The sequence below is a fragment of the Acinetobacter sp. YH12086 genome (genome assembly GCF_013419345.1).
Lineage (GTDB): Bacteria > Pseudomonadota > Gammaproteobacteria > Pseudomonadales > Moraxellaceae > Acinetobacter > Acinetobacter amyesii.
This window is the reverse complement of record NZ_VPAF01000007.1, coordinates 31,189-49,644: the sequence shown is the minus strand read 5'-3', so window position 1 is coordinate 49,644 and position 18,456 is coordinate 31,189. Positions and strand designations below refer to the sequence as shown.

14 protein-coding genes are annotated in these 18,456 nt (G+C 39.4%); 6 read left to right on the top strand and 8 right to left on the bottom strand.

All coding sequences use genetic code 11. From position 1 onward, the window contains the following. Positions 1 to 180 precede the first annotated feature (180 nt). Positions 181 to 855, top strand: a complete 675-nt coding sequence (locus FTU29_RS09575) for a phosphatase PAP2 family protein (protein WP_180121544.1) — start codon at positions 181 to 183, stop codon at positions 853 to 855. Positions 856 to 1,006: 151 nt separating this feature from the next. On the opposite strand, the gene FTU29_RS09570 is transcribed toward FTU29_RS09575, so the two are convergent. From FTU29_RS09570 to FTU29_RS09560, 4 genes are all read right to left on the bottom strand, one after another. Then, entirely contained in the window at positions 1,007 to 2,629 is a 1,623-nt protein-coding gene (locus tag FTU29_RS09570; protein ID WP_180121542.1) for an alkaline phosphatase, read from the bottom strand. Between the two features lie 49 nt (positions 2,630 to 2,678). Continuing rightward, positions 2,679 to 3,899 (bottom strand): OprD family outer membrane porin, encoded by a 1,221-nt coding sequence (locus FTU29_RS09565; RefSeq protein ID WP_180106301.1) that lies wholly within the window; start codon positions 3,897 to 3,899, stop codon positions 2,679 to 2,681. A 231-nt stretch (positions 3,900 to 4,130) separates the two neighbouring features. Then, complete coding sequence (locus FTU29_RS17665; protein WP_373423606.1) at positions 4,131 to 4,265, bottom strand: hypothetical protein; 135 nt, start codon at positions 4,263 to 4,265, stop codon at positions 4,131 to 4,133. Beyond that, a complete protein-coding gene (locus FTU29_RS09560) occupies positions 4,244 to 4,615 on the bottom strand; it encodes a GNAT family N-acetyltransferase (protein WP_180121540.1) in 372 nt (123 codons plus the stop codon). The genes FTU29_RS17665 and FTU29_RS09560 overlap by 22 nt, the downstream gene beginning before the upstream one ends. A 682-nt stretch (positions 4,616 to 5,297) precedes the next feature. Here FTU29_RS09560 and FTU29_RS09555 point away from each other — a divergent pair. Beyond that, positions 5,298 to 6,824 (top strand): fumarate hydratase, encoded by a 1,527-nt coding sequence (locus FTU29_RS09555; protein WP_180121538.1) that lies wholly within the window; start codon positions 5,298 to 5,300, stop codon positions 6,822 to 6,824. Between the two features lie 128 nt (positions 6,825 to 6,952). On the opposite strand, the gene FTU29_RS09550 is transcribed toward FTU29_RS09555, so the two are convergent. The 4 genes from FTU29_RS09550 to tig form a co-directional block, all read right to left on the bottom strand. After that, positions 6,953 to 7,666, bottom strand: a complete 714-nt coding sequence (locus FTU29_RS09550) for a DUF2846 domain-containing protein (protein WP_180121536.1) — start codon at positions 7,664 to 7,666, stop codon at positions 6,953 to 6,955. 163 nt (positions 7,667 to 7,829) lie between these two features. Further along, entirely contained in the window at positions 7,830 to 9,140 is a 1,311-nt protein-coding gene (gene clpX, locus FTU29_RS09545) for an ATP-dependent protease ATP-binding subunit ClpX (protein WP_078189661.1), read from the bottom strand. A 29-nt stretch (positions 9,141 to 9,169) separates the two neighbouring features. Continuing rightward, positions 9,170 to 9,775, bottom strand: coding sequence for an ATP-dependent Clp endopeptidase proteolytic subunit ClpP (clpP, locus tag FTU29_RS09540; RefSeq protein WP_078192707.1), 606 nt, complete (start codon positions 9,773 to 9,775; stop codon positions 9,170 to 9,172). Between the two features lie 194 nt (positions 9,776 to 9,969). Further along, positions 9,970 to 11,301: a trigger factor gene (gene tig / locus FTU29_RS09535; protein WP_078192708.1), complete on the bottom strand. Its 1,332-nt coding sequence runs from the start codon at positions 11,299 to 11,301 to the stop codon at positions 9,970 to 9,972. A 272-nt stretch (positions 11,302 to 11,573) separates the two neighbouring features. On the opposite strand from tig, the gene FTU29_RS09530 reads away from it, so the two are divergent. From FTU29_RS09530 to FTU29_RS09515, 4 genes are all read left to right on the top strand, one after another. Then, positions 11,574 to 13,784: a TonB-dependent receptor domain-containing protein gene (locus tag FTU29_RS09530; protein WP_180121533.1), complete on the top strand. Its 2,211-nt coding sequence runs from the start codon at positions 11,574 to 11,576 to the stop codon at positions 13,782 to 13,784. 301 nt (positions 13,785 to 14,085) lie between these two features. Further along, positions 14,086 to 16,410 carry a TonB-dependent siderophore receptor gene (locus FTU29_RS09525; protein ID WP_180021073.1) on the top strand — a complete coding sequence of 775 codons (2,325 nt, stop codon included), beginning with the start codon at positions 14,086 to 14,088 and terminating at the stop codon, positions 16,408 to 16,410. A 111-nt stretch (positions 16,411 to 16,521) separates the two neighbouring features. Next, positions 16,522 to 17,205 carry a Fe2+-dependent dioxygenase gene (locus FTU29_RS09520; RefSeq protein ID WP_078192711.1) on the top strand — a complete coding sequence of 228 codons (684 nt, stop codon included), beginning with the start codon at positions 16,522 to 16,524 and terminating at the stop codon, positions 17,203 to 17,205. A gap of 18 nt (positions 17,206 to 17,223) precedes the next feature. Beyond that, a complete protein-coding gene (locus FTU29_RS09515) occupies positions 17,224 to 18,345 on the top strand; it encodes an alpha-hydroxy acid oxidase (protein WP_180121531.1) in 1,122 nt (373 codons plus the stop codon). Positions 18,346 to 18,456: the final 111 nt, after the last annotated feature.

Below are 18,456 nucleotides of genomic sequence, written 5' to 3'. Positions count from 1 at the left end.
TTATTTATATTGCGATAATTTTCATCTTATTAATTCTTGTCATCTTAGAGTCAATATTATTGCTTATGGTATGAGCGCTTTTTTAATTATTCAAAATTTAGCTATATCATGACAAACTTAAAATTTTATACTCCATGCGCCATCTCTACATTAATATGGGTTTGCTTAAGCGCACACTCCATGGCCGCAGATTCATATCTAACACCTGACTCAGCTCCAAATAGTCTTGAAATATTATCTACTCCTCCACAAGCCTATAGTGGAGATTTTATTCGTGATCAAAGTATTTTTAAACAATCTCAATATTTGAAAAATACGGCTCGCTGGCAGCAAGCACAAATTGATGCTGATGTTTCAAATGCACACTTAGGGCGACCTTTTTCATCTGCATTTGGCGTAGAAATTAATGAGAAAAATACACCTATTTTATTTGAAATTTTAAGAAAGATTAAACTTGATAGTAGATACTCTACTCAAACTGCAAAAAAGAAATATAGCCGTGAACGTCCATATAGCTATTTTAATGTCAGCACTTGTACCCCTGAAGAAGAAAATGAAAAAAATCAATATGTTTCCTATCCTTCTGGACATACAACTATCGGTTGGACATATGCATTAGTCTTAGCAGAGTTACGTCCTGAGCGTCAAAGTCAAATTCTTAAACGTGGTATTGAATTTGGTCAAAGCCGAGTCGTGTGCAATATGCATTGGCAAAGTGATGTCGATGCTGGCCGTATTATGGGAGCAGCGCAATTTTCACGCCTACAGGCAGATCCACAATTTAAAGCCGATATGATCAAAGCCAAAACTGAAATTAACCATCTCATTTCTGCCTCACACAAAAAATCTGATTAAAAAGTCAGCATCTTGTCCCATTGCATGGATAGTAGATCACATGCATGGGCAGTGGTTTTTAATAGATGTGCATGTACAATATAAAAATAAAGCGCTTAGAACCATCTAAGCGCTTTATTTAATTTAGCAGAAGTATTTTGATACCGTTTTATTAAGATTCAATCTGCTTCAGTTCTGGCTTGCCGTAAGCCACTTCAAAACTTGCTACGGTCGTCATTTTTCCACCTGGTTTTTCAACAAAGTCTAGAACCTTTAAGTCTGTACGCATATAGTCTTTAAAAAAGTCTAAAGTCTGATAACCGCGTTGATCATTGATAAATTTGATGTGTGGATTTAACTTCAGCACATCTTCCTGCCCTGGACGAATTGGTTGACCATTGCCGGTAGAGGTTATTGATGTAGTTAAAAATTCAGTTGCAATCGATGGGCTCTTAAAATCATTCAAATCACTTGGAATATTCGCTGCAAAATATTGATGCAAATCTCCTGATAAAATTACCGTATTACCATGAGGTGCATTTTTTTTGATAGATTCAATCAAGCGCTCGCGTGCGTATGGATAGCCATTCCACGTATCTTTCCCAAAATAAGCTTTGCCTGATTTGTTATAACGTACCCAAGGCATAACCTGAATTTGCTGTGCCAAGACATTCCAACGCTTATCATGGCGCATTTGCTTCGCCAACCATTGCTCTTGTGCTTTACCAAGAACCTGCTCATTTCGGCTATTCTCAGTACGGCAGTAATCTACTTTATCAAACCCATCTTCTAACTGAGCTTTGGTGCATAAAATTGGAGAACGGTACTGGCGTGTATCTAAAATATTCATCCGTAGCATTTTGCCATAATCTAAAGTACGGTAAGCAAGGATATCTGGACCGTTCGGCTTCTGTTTTAAGCGTACAGGCATATATTCGTACCACGCTTGAAACGCTGCTGCGCGGCGCAGTAAAAATATGTCTTTCTTCTCGCCTTTTTCTTCAATATCTGCAGCCCAGTTGTTATCTACTTCATGATCATCAAACGTCATCGCAAAAGGTGCAGATGCATGTGCAGCTTGTAAATCGGGATCCGCACGGTACTGTGCATAACGAATACGATATTGCAGTAAAGTTTGAATTTCCGGACCAATATGTTGACGTGCAGGAATTGAAATTCTTAAATCTCCAATTGCACGCCCCCCACCTTTACCCTCTGGTCCTTCATAAATATAGTCACCATAGTGGAAAACTAAATCTACCTCTTTTTCTTTGCTCAAGTAGTCATAGGCCGTGTAATAACCCGTTTCATAATGCTGACAGCCCACTACAGCGACTCGAACTCGTTCTGGCATTTGGTGCGCGGCAGGTGCTGATTTTGCTGTACCTACAGAACTTTCATAACCGGCCAATCTAAATCGATAATAATAGCGTGTCATCGGTGCTAAACCACTTATCTCTACATGTACTGTGTGATGTAAGTCAGGATGTGCCTGCGCCTTCCCAGTTTGCACAATTTTCTTAAATTCAATATCTGTAGCAATATCCCAATCTACTTCAACTGCTTCTTTCGGCATCCCACCATCCACTGAAAGTGGATATGGTGCAACTCGGGTCCAAATCACAAAACCATCTGGCCAAGGTTCACCTGAGGCAACACCTAATTGAAATGGGCTAATCGGAAATTTGGCATTTGCCCACGTGCTTACTGGACTCAGTCCAGAAAATAACGCTAAAGACCCGACTCCCATCAAACCCTTTAAGAATTGACGACGATTCGAATTAATATGATTCATTTTTATTTCTCTATAAACTTATTAATAAATTAATCTGATCAGTTTTGGATTAGAAAATTGGCATGGTATAGGTCAAGTAGATACGGCTTTGTTCCTGCTTTGTTCCTGTACTTTTTTTGAATTTTCCGTATTGAGCGGTAAAACCTAAATTTTTGAATTTGCCTTCCGGCACTTTATAACGCAAGGTATAGTCAATTTCAGACTCAGTTGCACAACCACATTTACCAAAGTCACGTCCTTGTACTTTCAGGAACGATACATTTAAGCCTTTTAAGTATTGATTATTGAAGTCATATCGATAGCCATACCATGTGGACTTTTCGCCTGCATTAGTAAAGTTCTGCAACAAACGATTTGTTGGCAAATAAATGAACGTACCATCCGCACCATTATCTAAACTGCCCTGATTCATATGCAGAAAATCGCCATCATCACCAATTTTTTGCGCGCCAAATTGCAGCTGATGATTTTTAAATTTGTATTTGAAGTCTACACTGGCTGTCTGATTATCTACTTTGGCACCATAGCCTTTTTCACCACGCTCATTAGCTCCAGTCGCTTGAGTATCAAATAAACGTAAGTCCGTATTAAAACTCTGGTTTTCACTGAATGGAAATTTGTGTTTCACGCCGATAAATTGCTGTACATAAAAATCATCTAGCTCACCTGCATAGTACTGTAGCGTTAAATTTTTATTGGGCTTCCAGTCCGCACCGCCAAACATAAACCCATCACTGGTTTCAGTCGCGCCTTTAATAGAAAGCTTTGACGCATCTCGTGATGCACGTGGAATTGCTTTAGTGACGTAACCACCCGTTAAAGTCAATCCCTTTACATCTTTAGAAGTGACTTGACCACCTAAATAGGCAGATTCGAGCAAGCGAGCAAAGCTTCGACTTAAAATGGGCAAATTAGGGCGTAACTCTCCGACTTTTACATCAGTTTTCTGATAGCGCGCTTTTAAAGTGGGATATGCACGTGTCCAATAATTTGTTGGACTACCATCACCCTCTAAAGGAAACATCAACGAATTTTTGGCTTTATCTTTACTGCCGTCTAAACGTATACCTGCTGCCGCAGTAGCATCTAAACCAAAACCGACTTGACCTTCGGTAAAGCCAGATTGATAACTCAATTCAATACCTTGTCCCCAAACTGTCGAATCTTTATCGTTAGGCTCTTGATCTTGATCAAAATAATAATTTTTAAAATCTATTTCTGCTTTACTATCTTCAATAAATTCTGCTTGTGCTGCCTGCATTGTCAGCATGGGGGTGAAAACCATACAGCAGATGAGTGCTTTGTAATTCAACGTCTAACCTCTTTGGTCCTTGAGAAATACTGCAATAACCTAAAGACTCTGTATGACAATACACTTGCAATCCCATGACAATTACATGAAAAATAAAACAAAAGTTAAATATAAATATTTGATAATATAAAAATTAGAGTTATTTTTTTTAAGCACTTATATACGAAAAAAAGTTGACCATAAAAAGGACTACAAGCACTCCATTTTTTGACTGCTTAGCTCTAAGCCTGATTTTAAAGAAGATTGCTCAAGAACTTTTATAAAACCTTGTTTAGAATAAAATTGAGTAGCTCGTAAATTAGTTAATTCAACACGAAGTACAATTTTTGTATAACCTTGGTTTGCTGCATATTTTGTAGACTATATATTAAAAGATCAGCAACACTGTTTCCCCGATAATTCTCATACAACCACATTGCAACTACAGTAAATTCATGCTGTTTATCAATAGTACCTCCAACCATGCCGACTGCTCTCATTCCGTCAAATGCCAATAGAAACTGGCATGGTCTTTTTTGCGCAACTCTATCACGCCATTCAGAATCACTATGAGTTTTAGTTTTTTCAAAAGTTGCTGTAAATGCATCGGAACTGTCTTGTAATGCTTCTAGCCGTAAATTTTTCAGTATCTCCCAATCTGATTCAACAGTTGAAGGTACAGTAATAGAGCTCATTTTTATTTTATCTCTCAAGTAATTACTTCAAAATTTAGCGTTTATAATTAAAGTTTAGTAAAAAATTGAAAGCTCTAGCGATCAACCATGATTATCACTCTGAGGCAAACTAATGCCAAGACTAAAAATTAGCTATTACTCATGATTAGATTTGAAGATTTGAAGATTTGAAGATTTGAAGATTTGAAGATTTGAAGATTTGAAGATTTGAAGATTTGAAGAAGAATATTATTTTTATCAAATTTAAAGCAAAAAAAAGAAGATAAAGCTTTAGGCTTGATCTTCTTGTTGACCGTAGAACCAAGTTGCTGCGATAAACAGAGAAAAACCAATAACTGACAACACTGGAGTAACCATATAATTCACACTCTAACTTTAATGACGTCATTATGTAAAAGTTTTATGACAGTTATATGACAAATATGAAATATTTAAAATAATAAATATCTTTTATTTTCAACAACTTAAAAATAAAAACATATCTCCCTCTCTAGTTTTGTGACAAATATTTCATGAAATATGACAGTGAAAACGTCATTTTCAGGCCATTTATGACAGCGAGACATGGCACTGTTAAACCCTATTAAACTTTCGGCCAAAGATTAAGCGAAATACCCACACAACTGTGTTTTTGTCTTATAATTTAGCCCGCTAGCTATCAGCCCGCTCAAGAGATATTTGTATGACAACTATTATCAAGCAAGATGACTTGATCACATCGGTAAAAGATGCGCTTCAGTTCATTTCTTACTATCACCCACAGGACTTCATCCAAGCGATGAGCCGTGCGTATGACCGTGAAGAAAACAAAGCCGCAAAAGACGCGATTGCACAAATTTTAATTAACTCTCGTATGTGTGCAGAAGGCCATCGTCCTATCTGTCAAGATACGGGTATTGTGAACGTATTTCTTGAAGTGGGCTTAGACGTTAAATTTGATTTAACCATGAGCCTAGACGATGCAATCAACGAAGGTGTACGTCAAGGTTATCTTGAAAACTCAAACATTCTTCGTGCATCAGTATTAGCTGATCCTGCTTTTGGTCGTAAAAATACCAGAGACAACACCCCTGCTGTAATTCATTACAAACTCGTTCCGGGTAATAAAGTTGATATTACTGTTGCTGCTAAAGGTGGCGGTTCAGAAAATAAATCTAAGCTTGCAATGCTTAATCCTTCTGACTCTATCGTAGATTGGGTACTTAAAACTGTTCCAACAATGGGTGCAGGTTGGTGTCCTCCTGGTATGCTCGGTATCGGTATTGGTGGTACTGCTGAAAAAGCCATGATGCTTGCAAAAGAAGCATTGATGGAAGAAATCAACATGGACGAACTCCTTCGTCGTGGCCCACAAAACCAAATCGAAGAACTTCGTATCGAAATCTTCGAAAAAGTAAATGCTTTAGGTATTGGTGCTCAAGGTCTTGGCGGTTTAACGACTGTTCTTGATATCAAAATCAAAGACTACCCATGTCACGCTGCAGGTAAACCAGTGGGTATGATTCCTAACTGCGCTGCAACTCGTCATGCGCATTTCCAATTAGACGGTTCAGGTGTAGCGCATATTCAAGCGCCTAGCCTTGAAGACTACCCTGCAGTGACTTGGGATTCATCAACGTCTAAACGTGTTGACTTAGATAACATCACTCAAGAAGAAATGAACTCTTGGCAACCAGGTGACACACTACTTCTTAACGGTACAATCTATACAGGTCGTGACGCTGCGCACAAACGTATGGTTGACATGTTAAACAAAGGTGAAGAACTTCCAGTTGACCTTAAAGGTAAATTTATTTACTACGTTGGCCCTGTTGATCCAGTCGGTGACGAAGTCGTTGGTCCTGCTGGCCCAACAACTGCAACACGTATGGATAAGTTCACACGTCAAGTGCTTGAAGCAACTGGCATGTTCGGTATGATTGGTAAAGCTGATCGTGGTCCTGCTGCTGTTGAAGCAATCAAAGACAACAAAGCAACTTACCTCATGGCTGTCGGTGGTGCTGCGTACTTAGTATCGAAAGCGATTCGTGAAGCTGAAGTGGTTGCTTTCGCTGACTTAGGTATGGAAGCGATCTACAAATTTGTTGTAAAAGACATGCCTGTATCTGTAGCTGTTGACGTAAATGGTACTTCTGTTCACGCAACTGCACCAAAAATCTGGCAAGCAAAAATTGGTAAAATCCCAGTAGTTGATGCTGCTGCGAACTAATTTCGCCACGTTCAAGATCAAAAAAAGCACCCCATCGGGTGCTTTTTTATTGTCAATATTTAGACTGTCTGTCGAATGACATTCGCTATTTAATGCTTTCACACACTCAAAAACATGAGCTAATTACATTACCAAGTTAATGGATTCCACAGTTTAAAAGGCTTGGTCAACTGCACATCTTCCGCAGGATCATAATGAGGTGCCTTCAACTTCTGAGCACTTTTCCGTACTTTTCCAGAGTTTTGATCTTCTGCCACAAAGCTAAAACTGTTGGATTTCAACTCTGTAAATGCGATTTCATTTCGACCAATTTTTTCAGGCATGAGCAGCAATGGCCCTGAAACCGTTCTTTTACTGGATAAATTCTCTTCATCATATTTAATGAAGTAAGTTTGACCTGCTTCAACATCAAAGTCTAAATATTTAGGTTTTTGAAAATGATTCACCCCCAAAGGGCGACTCGATGATAAGCGGTAATTCCCCGCCGGTAACTCCACCCAGTAATAATGATTATTCAATAAACTTGGAATACGCTCACTGTTCAGAAATAAGCTGCTGGCCACAATTTCTTGACGATTCCATTTACTGTCTGGACGATATAAATACACAATCGCTGCTTGATCATGCTGAGCTTTCACTTCTTGAAAATGTCGGCCTTGTTTCTGATTGACCCAACCACCAATGGTAAACATACCCAATCGATATTGCTCAATATGACCCGGTGTACTTTCAGGATCCACAGGCTTTAATGTCGAAGCCAATGACGTTTGCTCAATGGCTGATTTTCCATGACAACCCAGCAGCGCTACACTGCTTAAAAGTAGAATTGCAACTCCACGCATGATTATCCCTCACTGCGTCTTTTTTTATTTTTACACTTTTGTTTTCAGTTTTTTACATTCAGGCATCCACGCCATCCTGCTGAGATTAACATTCTGCTTTTATTTTTGGAAATAAAAAACGTGTGCAAATCTTGGATTTACACACGTTTCAGACGAATAGCGCTTAAGCAGATTTAGAGTTTACAACTTTTAAATCTGACTTCGGTGCAGCTTCTTCAGTTTTCTTTGGTTGACGTTCTGATTTAAATTCAGGTTCCGCTTCACCATTAATCACCGCTTCATTGACGACAACCGTACCCACATCTGAACGACTTGGTAGGTCATACATCGTTTCAAGCAATGAATTTTCTAAAATCGAACGTAGACCACGTGCACCCGTATTACGGTCAAGGGCTTTTTTAGCCACGGCACGCAATGCTGAGTCTTCAAATACGAGGTCAACATTTTCCATTTCAAATAAATATTGGTACTGACGTGTCAATGCATTTTTTGGTTCAGTCAGAATCTGCATCAATGCTTCTTCGTCGAGTTCTTCCAAGGTTGCAATGACTGGCAAACGACCAATAAATTCAGGAATCAGACCGAATTTAACCAAATCTGTCGCTTCAACTTGGCGGAATAAGTCAGATAATTTTTTAGTTTCATCTTTCTTACGCACTTCAGCTGTAAAGCCAATACCTCCTTTTTCCTGACGCTGCTGTACGATTTTCTCTAAACCAGAGAATGCGCCACCACAGATAAACAGGATGTTTGAAGTATCAATTTGGATAAATTCTTGCTGCGGATGCTTACGACCACCTTGAGGCGGAATCGACGCAACCGTACCTTCGATCATTTTCAATAACGCTTGCTGAACACCCTCACCCGATACATCACGAGTGATTGATGGATTTTCAGACTTACGGGTAATTTTGTCGATTTCATCGATATAGATAATGCCTTTTTGTGCTTTTTCTACATCGTAATCGGCTTTTTGAAGGAGTTTTTGAACAATGTTCTCAACGTCTTCACCCACATAACCAGCTTCAGTTAAAGTCGTTGCATCTGCCATCGCAAATGGCACATCTAAAAGACGCGCAAGTGTCTGAGCAAGCAGTGTTTTACCTGAACCTGTTGGTCCAACCAACATAATGTTACTTTTCGAAATCTCTACTCCGTCTTCTGGTTTTTTACCACTGGTGCCAACTTTTAGGCGTTTATAATGGTTGTATACCGCAACAGAGAGGGTCTTTTTCGCAACATCTTGCCCAATCACATATTGGTCAAGCGCAGCACGGATTTCATGCGGTTTTGGTAAAGGACGAGTTGCCCAGTCATTTGATTCAACTTGCTGACTGGTCTGAACTAGGTCAAGACATACGTCCACACACTCATTACAGATGTACGCGTCCTCACCTGCAATCAGTTTCCCGACTTCAGACTGCGTTTTACCGCAAAATGAACAATGCTTTTGTCCTTGAGGATGTTCGGACATATTCACTCCAATAATTAATTCTTTAAAACTTATGGGCGTTTAGATAAAACTTCGTCCACAAGACCGTATTCTTTCGCAGCTTGCGCTGTCATAAAGTTGTCACGGTCAGTATCTCGAGCAACAGTTTCGTAGTCTTGACCACTATGCTCTGCCATTAAACGATTTAAACGTTCTTTGATGAATAGAATTTCACGTGCATGAATTTCAATGTCAGATGCCTGACCACGGAAACCACCGAGTGGTTGGTGAATCATGACACGGGCATTTTCAAGACAGTAACGTTTGCCTTTAGCACCGGCGTTAAGCAGGAATGCACCCATCGATGCTGCTTGCCCCATGCAGTAAGTCACAACATCAGGTTTAATAAATTGCATGGTATCGTAAATCGCCATACCCGCAGTAACCGAACCGCCTGGTGAGTTGATATATAAATGAATATCTTTATCTGGGTTTTCTGCTTCTAAGAACAACATTTGGGCAACAATCAAATTTGCCATGTTGTCTTCAACTTCACCGGTTAAAAAAATCACACGTTCACGCAAAAGGCGTGAATAAATATCAAAAGAACGCTCGCCACGAGATGACTGTTCTACCACCATTGGCACTAGTGCGTTTTCAATTGTTGGAACATACATACGTTATTTATTCCTAAATTTTTCTGACTCAACCCATAGTTCACAATATGAGGGATATTTGTCGAAATTGCAAAAGATTCCCAATTAAATAACAGATATTTTTTTCATAAGCATTGTGAAATCAGGACAACTTATTTGGGGGCAAATTTCGATAAAAAAAGGCGCTTAATGCGCCTTTTTTTGAAAGCTAGAAATTAGCCTTGTTGACGAGCTTGTTGCTCTTTCAATAAGTCTTCATAGCTCACAGTTGTATCAGTTACTTTAGCAGAAGCTAAGATGTGATCTACAACTTGGTCTTCTAGAATAACAGCTTCGATTTGAGCACGTTGCTGTTTATCGTTGTTGAAGTATTCAATTACTTCTTTAGGATCTTCGTAAGAAGAAGCCATGTCTTCGATGTAAGCATCAACACGTGCAGCATCAACTTCAATTTTAGCATCAGCTAATACTTTGCTGACTAATACGCCAAGTTTAACTGATTTTTCAGCTTGCTCTTTGAATAGGTCATCTGGAAGCATGCTTGAATCAAACGCTTTAGCGCCTTGAGCACCAAACTGTTGAGTGAATTGTTGGATCATTTGTTGACGTTGACGGTCAATTTCTTGAGCAACCATTGCTTCTGGAAGTTCTACTTCGTTTGCAGCTACAAGCGCATCAAAAGTTGCACCTTTCACTTGGTTACGAAGACCGTTTTTCACTTCACGTTCCATGTTTTTACGCACGTCAGCTTTCAGTTTTTCAACGCCTTCTTCTTCAGTTAGACCGAAGATTTTTAAGAATTCAGCATCAACTTCTGGAAGTTTTTGTTTTTCAACAAGCTTAACAGTGATTTTGAATTGAGCAGCTTTACCAGCAAGGTTTTCAGCTTGGTAGTCTTCAGGGAAAGTTACATCGATAACTTTCTCTTCGCCTTTCTTCATACCAACGATACCGTCTTCGAAGCCAGGGATCATACGACCAGAACCAAGTACGAGTTTAAAGTCTTCAGCAGCGCCGCCTTCAAACTTCTCGCCATCAACAGTACCTTCAAAGTCGAAAGTTACTTGCATGTCTTTTTTAGCCATGCCTTTAGTTTCAACCCATGAAGCGCGTTGTTTTTGAAGATTTTCAATCATCTTCTCAACGTCTTTGTCGTCAACTGAAGTTGTTTTACGTTCAACTTCTAGACCTTCGAACTTAACTTCAACTTCTGGATAAACTTCTACAGTTGCTTCATAAACTAAAGCATCATCTTTCATTTCAGTTTTTTCAATGTTTGGCATACCAACAGCATTGATTTTTTCTTGTTGGATCGCTTCGAATACTGTGTCACGAATGATGTCGTTTACAACTTCTTGATAGATACCAGCACCGTATTCACGACGAACAACGTTTACAGGTACTTTACCTGGACGGAAGCCGTTGATCTTCACAGTTTTGGCAGTGCGTTTCAAGCGAGCTTCAAACTGCTCGTTAATACGGCTCGTCGGTACAGATACATTTAAACGACGGGCAACGCCCGAAACCGCTTCAGAAGTTACTTGCATGGCTTCCTCGATAATTTGTTAGTTAAAACAGTTTTAAAAAAAAGTGCCACATTATATGACAACAATTAAAGATATACAAAAATGGATTATAACACTATAAATTCAGGCATGGATGCCCTTCTTATTTTTAGAATTTTTCAGCTTTTTTCGAAGAAATATTGATTATTTTTTAATTCACTATTGAAAATGAGAAACTTTCTCACTATTATTCTTAATGATATTTTTTTAATTTATTTTCATATATTTATCTTGTCCATATTTGGTATTCTTTTATGAGTAAATTTAATCTCAACCCTCTTTCCGCTGCTTTATTTGGGGCAATTGTAACTACTACGAGTTTCGCACATGCTGAAACGACTGAATCTCAAGCTCAACAGATGGAAACCATTGTTGTTTCTGCAGCGGGCTTTGAACAAAAGATCAAGAATGCTCCTGCTTCAATTACCGTGATTACGGCTGAAGACTTAAAAAATAAACGAATTACATCCGTTGCAGATGCATTAAGTGATGTAGAAGGTGTCGATATTAGCCCTACAGCAGGGAAAACTGGCGGATTAAATATTCGTATTCGTGGTATGGACGCCGAATATACCTTGGTTTTAATTGATGGCCGCCGACAAAATAGTACAGGTGACATTGCCCCTAATGGATTTGGTGAGTCGAATAATAGTTTTATCCCCCCTGTTTCGGCTATCCAACGCATCGAAGTCATCCGCGGACCAGCTTCTACTTTATATGGTTCTGATGCAATTGGTGGTGTGGTCAATATCATTACCAAAAAAGTTTCACCTGAATGGACTGGTTCGGTCACGTTAGAAGGGACAGTACTGCCAAATCACTCAGACTTTGGTAACCAACGCGCTGTCGATGCATTTTTAACAGGGCCAATCATTCAAGATTTATTGGGCTTACAAATCCGTGCACGTAAAGCGGAACGTGATCAATCAGATTTAATACGTAGTGATGACGATGATACTGGTGCTGAACTTAGTGGCGGAAATAGCCCAACTAAATCAGATCTAGAAACTATCGGTGCTCGCTTAACCCTGACACCGCACAGCGACCATGATATTTCAGTTGAATATGAAAAAACTGAACAATGGTATGACAATAGCAAAGGTCAATTAGGGACGCTTGGCGCAAACGGTGGTTATGGTGATGCTCAAGAATATAATCGTGAGAAAATGATCCTCGCACATACTTGGAATAATGCTATTGGCAAACTTGAGTCAAGTATTATCAATACTCAAACAGAAACGGTTGGACGTTTAATTCCTGCACGTGCACAAGGAATGTCAACAGCCATCACTCCTCGTGTGTTAGAAAGTGAAGATACGATTTTTGATACTAAATTTACCACTCAACATTTTGAAGACCACCGTATTACTCTAGGCGGTCAATGGTGGGAAGCCAGTATCAGTGATGGTTTACGTGTAAAAAAAGAAGTTTCTTTTGAGCAATTGGGTCTATTCGCCGAAGATACTTGGTCGCTGAACGACAATCTTGCATTAACACTTGGTCTTCGTTATGACGACCACGACACGTTTGGTGACTTTTGGACACCACGTGCATATTTGGTATGGAATGCAAATGAAAACTGGACCTTCAAAGGCGGATATAGTGAAGGTTATAAAGCCCCACGTTTAGAACGTTTAACTGATGGTGTGGTCAATGTCAGTGGTCAGGGTCGTACACCAACTTTTGGCAACCCAAATCTAAAACCTGAAACCAGCAAGAACTTTGAGTTTGGTACATACTTTTCTACCAATAATAATTTTGACTTCAACGTAACAGCTTTCTTTAGCCAAATTGAAGATAAAATTATGACGGGCAATAAAGAAATTAGCTGTAATACTGATAACACAACAACTTCGGGTATTAATTGGTCTAAAGCGGACTGTGAAGCATTCATGGCATCGGTGGGAACGCCGTGGGTGATGGATTATAACCGTGGCAAACCAGATTCATGGAATGTGACTCGTCCTGTGAATGCCGAAGAAGCTGAAGTTTATGGTATTGAAGCCGGTTTAAACTGGGCATTTGCCGACAATTGGAAATTTGGTCTGAACTACACTTGGACTGAAACTGAAATTAAAGATAGTAGTTTAGGTAATCCTGTACTTAATGACACACCAGAACATATGGTCAATGCTTCACTTAAATGGCAAGCTGCTGACTTTGTGAATTTATGGGCGCGTGGTGAGTATCGAAGTGAACGTGCACGCTTCACATCAACTTATGACAATCTCACAACAGCTAATCAACAAGTGTATGACGCTTTAGGCGACTACAAAGAATATGCGCTATTACATGTGGGTTCAAACTTTAATGTCACCCCAAATTGGGATATTGGGGTTGCTCTGTACAATGTCTTTGATAAAGACTTTAACGATTATGAGAAAGTAGCCAATAGCTACTACAACCGTTATAGCAATACTCAGGAAGGCCGCCGTGTACAATTAAGTACAACCTTTAAATTCTAAATAACCACATAATAAAAAACCTGTTTCGGCAGGTTTTTTTTGCATAAATAATTTACGATTACTTCTTATTTAATTCACAATCATGTCTATATTTATAATCTCAATTAAACATAAAAAAACAATACATTTTATCAATATTTAAATAAAACATAGTCTTAATTAATACTTGTTATATCATTACATTAAATACTACTATCACAATATGATTATTTATCGTGATTTACAATTACATAAAGATGTAAGAAAAAATAAGAATCATTATTATTCGCATACAAATTCACTATTCCAAATCGGGTTCGAAATGGCCTTCATTAAAACACGTAAGAAAATTGTTTCTTCAGCAATTGCTTCTTCTCTTTCTGTTATTGCCGTTAATGCAATCGCACAAGAGCAAGTTACTCAACTTCCAACGATTAACCAAGAAGTTGCTGCTGAAAAAGCACCAAGCTTAAAAGTTGATAAATCTGCGAATGCTAAATTTGTTGCTCCACTTCTTGATACACCAAAATCAGTATCAGTGATTTCTAAACAACTGATTGAAGACACGCAAGTCACAACTTTAAGTGATGCTTTACGTACAGTACCTGGTATTACCCTCGGTGCTGGTGAAGGTGGTAACCCAAATGGTGACCGTCCATTTATTCGTGGTTATAACTCTGAAAGCTCAATGTATGTTGACGGTGTACGTAACTCAACTTCTCAAAACCGTGAGATGTTTGCTGTAGAGCAAGTAGAAGTTACCAAAGGTTCAGCTTCTGCTATGGGTGGTGCAGGTACTTCTGGCGGCAGTATCAACATGATTTCGAAAGTTGCGAAAAAAGGTGACTTTTTAGAAGGTTCAGTTGCTGGTGGAACAGATGCTTATGCACGTGTGACGCTTGATGGCAACAAAGATTTTGGCAATGGGATTGCTGCACGTGTTGCCGTTATGGGCCACATGAATGAGAAAGCTGGTCAAGCTGATGGTGCTGAATACAAACGTGCTGGTATTGCCCCTAGTATTACTTTCGGCTTAGACACACCTACTCGTGCAACTGTTGGCTATTACTATCTAAAATCGGATGATACACCTGATTCTGGTGTGCCATATAACAATCCATTTGGCGCACCTAAAACTGGTGAAATGGACTACCGCCCATTAAACGGTAACGGTAAACCGATTGATGTCAAACAAGGCATTTACTACGGTTGGAAAGATCGTGATTTCCAAAAACAAGAAAATCATATTGGTACAATTAAGTTAGAACATGACTTAACTGACAACTTGACATTGACTAATACTGCTGTTTATAGCAAATCAAAAAATGACTATCTATGGACAAACCCAGACGACTCAAAAGGTAACTTTTTTGATAAAGCAACAGGCCAAGTAACAGGCAATGTATGGGCACGTGCAAACTCACGAGTTGCGGATACAGATGGCTTTACTGATCAACTGGCTTTAACTGGTAAATTTGACACAGGCTTTTTAAAACATCGTTTTAATTTGGGTGCAGAATATTCAGATCAAGAAACAGATCGTACCCAGTATATTATTGACGGCAAAAACTCGACAGGCTCTGCACATCAATCTTGTCCGGCAGATTCGATCGCAAATGGTTGGTGTACATCAGTGCAAAACCCTGACCGTGGTAATTGGACAGGCTCTTTAAGTACTGCTGGCGCAGATCTTTATAATATCGAAACTAAAAATACTTCAGTATATTTCCTTGATAGCATTGAATTACACCCACAATGGATCTTAGATTTGGGTGTACGTTGGGATGATTACTCAACAGAGCAAACGATGACTTATGGTGCGCTCAACAGCAATGTGACCTCAAATCCTGCTAAAGCTCAAGCTGGCGATAAAGTATCAATCAAAAATGAAAAAGACTTTATTAACTGGCAAGCAGGTTTAACATTTAAACCAACTGAAAATAGCAGTATCTATGCAAGCTATGCGACATCCTCAAATCCAGTCGGTGTTGATGGTGGTGATGGCTCAGAAGGTATTACTGCAGCAATCGAAAATCTTAAACCCGAAGAGGTTAAAACTTACGAGTTAGGAACGAAATGGGATGTATTAAACGACCGTTTAAACTTAACTGCTGCAATTTTCCGTACAGAAAAAACCAATACACGTGCAACAACAACAGAGGGTACTACAAGCAACATTGGTGAAACACGTGTTGATGGTATCGAACTTGGTGTTACTGGTAATGTAACTGATAAGTGGGCTGTAATGGCAGGTTATACCTACTTAGACAGCGAATTAGTTGACGGTGGTTTCACGAAAGTCGGTGACGACTATGTTGTAAATCCAAGCAATGGTAACCAAGTTCAAAACGTTGCGAAAAACTCAGCAACACTTTGGACAACTTACCAAGTCCTTCCACAGTTCACAATTGGTGGTGGCGCTACCTACATGGATAAAGTATTTGGTAATGCTACCAATACAAAATGGGTTCCAAGCTACGTACGCTACGATGCTATGGCGCGTTATACCGTTAACAAAAATGTGGATTTACAGTTGAATGTAAACAACCTTTCTGACAAACGCTACTTCACTAAAGCGTATGCCTCACACTATGCAACTGAAGCAGAAGGCCGCAGTGCAGTTCTATCTGTTAACTTTAAATACTAAGAAGAAATAAATACCATAAATAATTTATGGTATTGACTCAAATAGCCTCGCTTCGAGGCTATTTTTGTATATGATCAAAACATTAATATTACAGTTCCAAAGGGTTAGGCCGTGATTCACCATATCCCAAATGTATTGAGTAAAGAACAGGTCAACTACTTCCGCACAGAAATGCAAAAAGTAGAATGGATTAATGGTCAAAAAACTACGGGCTCACTGTCTAAAAATGTAAAAAACAACCAACAGCTAGATATAGACCATCCATTAACACAGCATTTAGGTGACATTATTCTGCATGAATTGTCACAACACGCGCTTTTTACATCAGCGGCTCTCCCCCTCAATATTTTGCCGCCCTATTTTAACCGCTATGAAAATGGTGAAACGTTTGGTTTCCATGTCGACAATGCCATTCGCTGGATGCCCGACAGCAATCAAAAAATTCGTACCGATTTGTCCTGCACGATTTTTCTAAGTGAACCCGAAGAATATGAAGGCGGTGAACTTGTGGTAGAAGACACCTATGGCTACCACGAAGTGAAATTGCCTGCCGGAGATTTGATTTTGTATCCATCTACCAGTGTGCATGAAGTTACTCCTGTGACTGCAGGCTGTCGTATTGCATCATTTTTTTGGTTGCAAAGTATGATCCGTGAAGATGCTGAGCGTCACATGTTATTTAATCTCGATCAAAGCATTCAAAATTTGCGTATGCAATTGGGTGATGCACATAGTGAAGTCGTCAAATTGACCAGTCTGTATCACAACCTCATCCGCAAATGGGCCGAAATTTAAAGCTTAAGGTCAATAGACATGGACAAACTACCAATTACTGATCACAACATTTTAGCGCCACTGACACAAATACCAGCTCATTTGCAAACCATTGCAGATTATGAAGTCGAGGCTGAAAAACACCTTTCTCAAATGGTGTGGCAGTACTTGCAAGGCGGCTCGATGGATGAACACAGTGTCCGTGGCAATTTGTCTCAGTTTGAACAGATACAACTGCTACCACGTATGCTGAAAGATCTAACCCAAGGTCATACCCAAATCGAAATCTTAGGGCAACGTTTCCCACATCCTATTTTTGTAGCCCCGATAGGTCATCAACAACAATTTCATCCTGATGCTGAAGCTGCAACAGCCCTCGCTGCCGAAGTCCTTGGCAGCAATATGATCCTCAGTACGTTTACCAATACAGATATGCGTGAGTTAAAGCAGGACAATCCTTACAAATGGTTCCAATTGTATTGGCAAGGAGAACGCGAAAAGTCATTATCGCTGGTCAAGATGGCAGAAGAACATGCCTATACAGCAATTGTAGTAACCATTGATTCCCCGCATACAGGGATTCGTGACCGTGAACGTCGAGTGTTTTTCCATTTGCCTGAAGGCATGCAACATCCGCATACCCCTGCACATATCCCATTGCCTGAGCTCAATGATGGCGACCATCCCGTATTTAACGGTCTGATGAAAATCGCACCAACATGGGCGGATATCCTTTGGCTCAGTCAAAACACCTCATTACCGATTATTTTAAAAGGCATTGTCAATCCACATGATGCTGAACTTGCCCTGCAACACGGTGTGCAAGGCATTATTGTGTCGAATCATGGAGGGCGCGTACTGGATAGTTGCATTTCCCCTCTCACCGCTTTAGAACTGATTAAAAAAGTTGTGCCTACTGATTTTCCAGTTTTATATGATGGTGGTATTCGTCGAGGTTCAGATGTGTTTAAAGCGATAGCCTTGGGTGCATCTGCCGTATTAGTTGGACGTCCTTGCATTTATGGTTTAGCGACTGCGGGGGCTTTAGGCGTTGCCCATGTACTCAAAATACTGAAAGAAGAATTTGAGATTACGATGGCATTGATGGGAACAGCCACCGTCGATGAGATCAATAAAGATTATATTTTTCAAAAAAGCTAATTTTATAGAAAAATATTTTCCAGTAATGGCATCTTGACGCAAAAATAGGAAATTATTTCCGGAATATATGGACTAATATTTAGTTATACATTTACGAGCTTACGGTAAAGC

Excerpts from the sequence above, each read along its gene's own strand:
- FTU29_RS09570 (WP_180121542.1), bottom strand. The coding sequence starts at position 2,629 with ATGAATCATATTAATTCGAATCGTCGTCAATTCTTAAAGGGTTTGATG.
- FTU29_RS09565 (WP_180106301.1), bottom strand. The coding sequence starts at position 3,899 with ATGCTGACAATGCAGGCAGCACAAGCAGAATTTATTGAAGATAGTAAA.
- FTU29_RS09515 (WP_180121531.1), top strand. The coding sequence starts at position 17,224 with ATGGACAAACTACCAATTACTGATCACAACATTTTAGCGCCACTGACA.
- tig (WP_078192708.1), bottom strand. The coding sequence starts at position 11,301 with ATGCAAGTAACTTCTGAAGCGGTTTCGGGCGTTGCCCGTCGTTTAAAT.
- FTU29_RS09550 (WP_180121536.1), bottom strand. The coding sequence starts at position 7,666 with ATGCGTGGAGTTGCAATTCTACTTTTAAGCAGTGTAGCGCTGCTGGGT.
- FTU29_RS09525 (WP_180021073.1), top strand. The coding sequence starts at position 14,086 with ATGGCCTTCATTAAAACACGTAAGAAAATTGTTTCTTCAGCAATTGCT.
- FTU29_RS09555 (WP_180121538.1), top strand. The coding sequence starts at position 5,298 with ATGACAACTATTATCAAGCAAGATGACTTGATCACATCGGTAAAAGAT.
- FTU29_RS09575 (WP_180121544.1), top strand. The coding sequence starts at position 181 with ATGGCCGCAGATTCATATCTAACACCTGACTCAGCTCCAAATAGTCTT.
- clpX (WP_078189661.1), bottom strand. The coding sequence starts at position 9,140 with ATGTCCGAACATCCTCAAGGACAAAAGCATTGTTCATTTTGCGGTAAA.
- clpP (WP_078192707.1), bottom strand. The coding sequence starts at position 9,775 with ATGTATGTTCCAACAATTGAAAACGCACTAGTGCCAATGGTGGTAGAA.
- FTU29_RS09530 (WP_180121533.1), top strand. The coding sequence starts at position 11,574 with ATGAGTAAATTTAATCTCAACCCTCTTTCCGCTGCTTTATTTGGGGCA.
- FTU29_RS09560 (WP_180121540.1), bottom strand. The coding sequence starts at position 4,615 with ATGAGCTCTATTACTGTACCTTCAACTGTTGAATCAGATTGGGAGATA.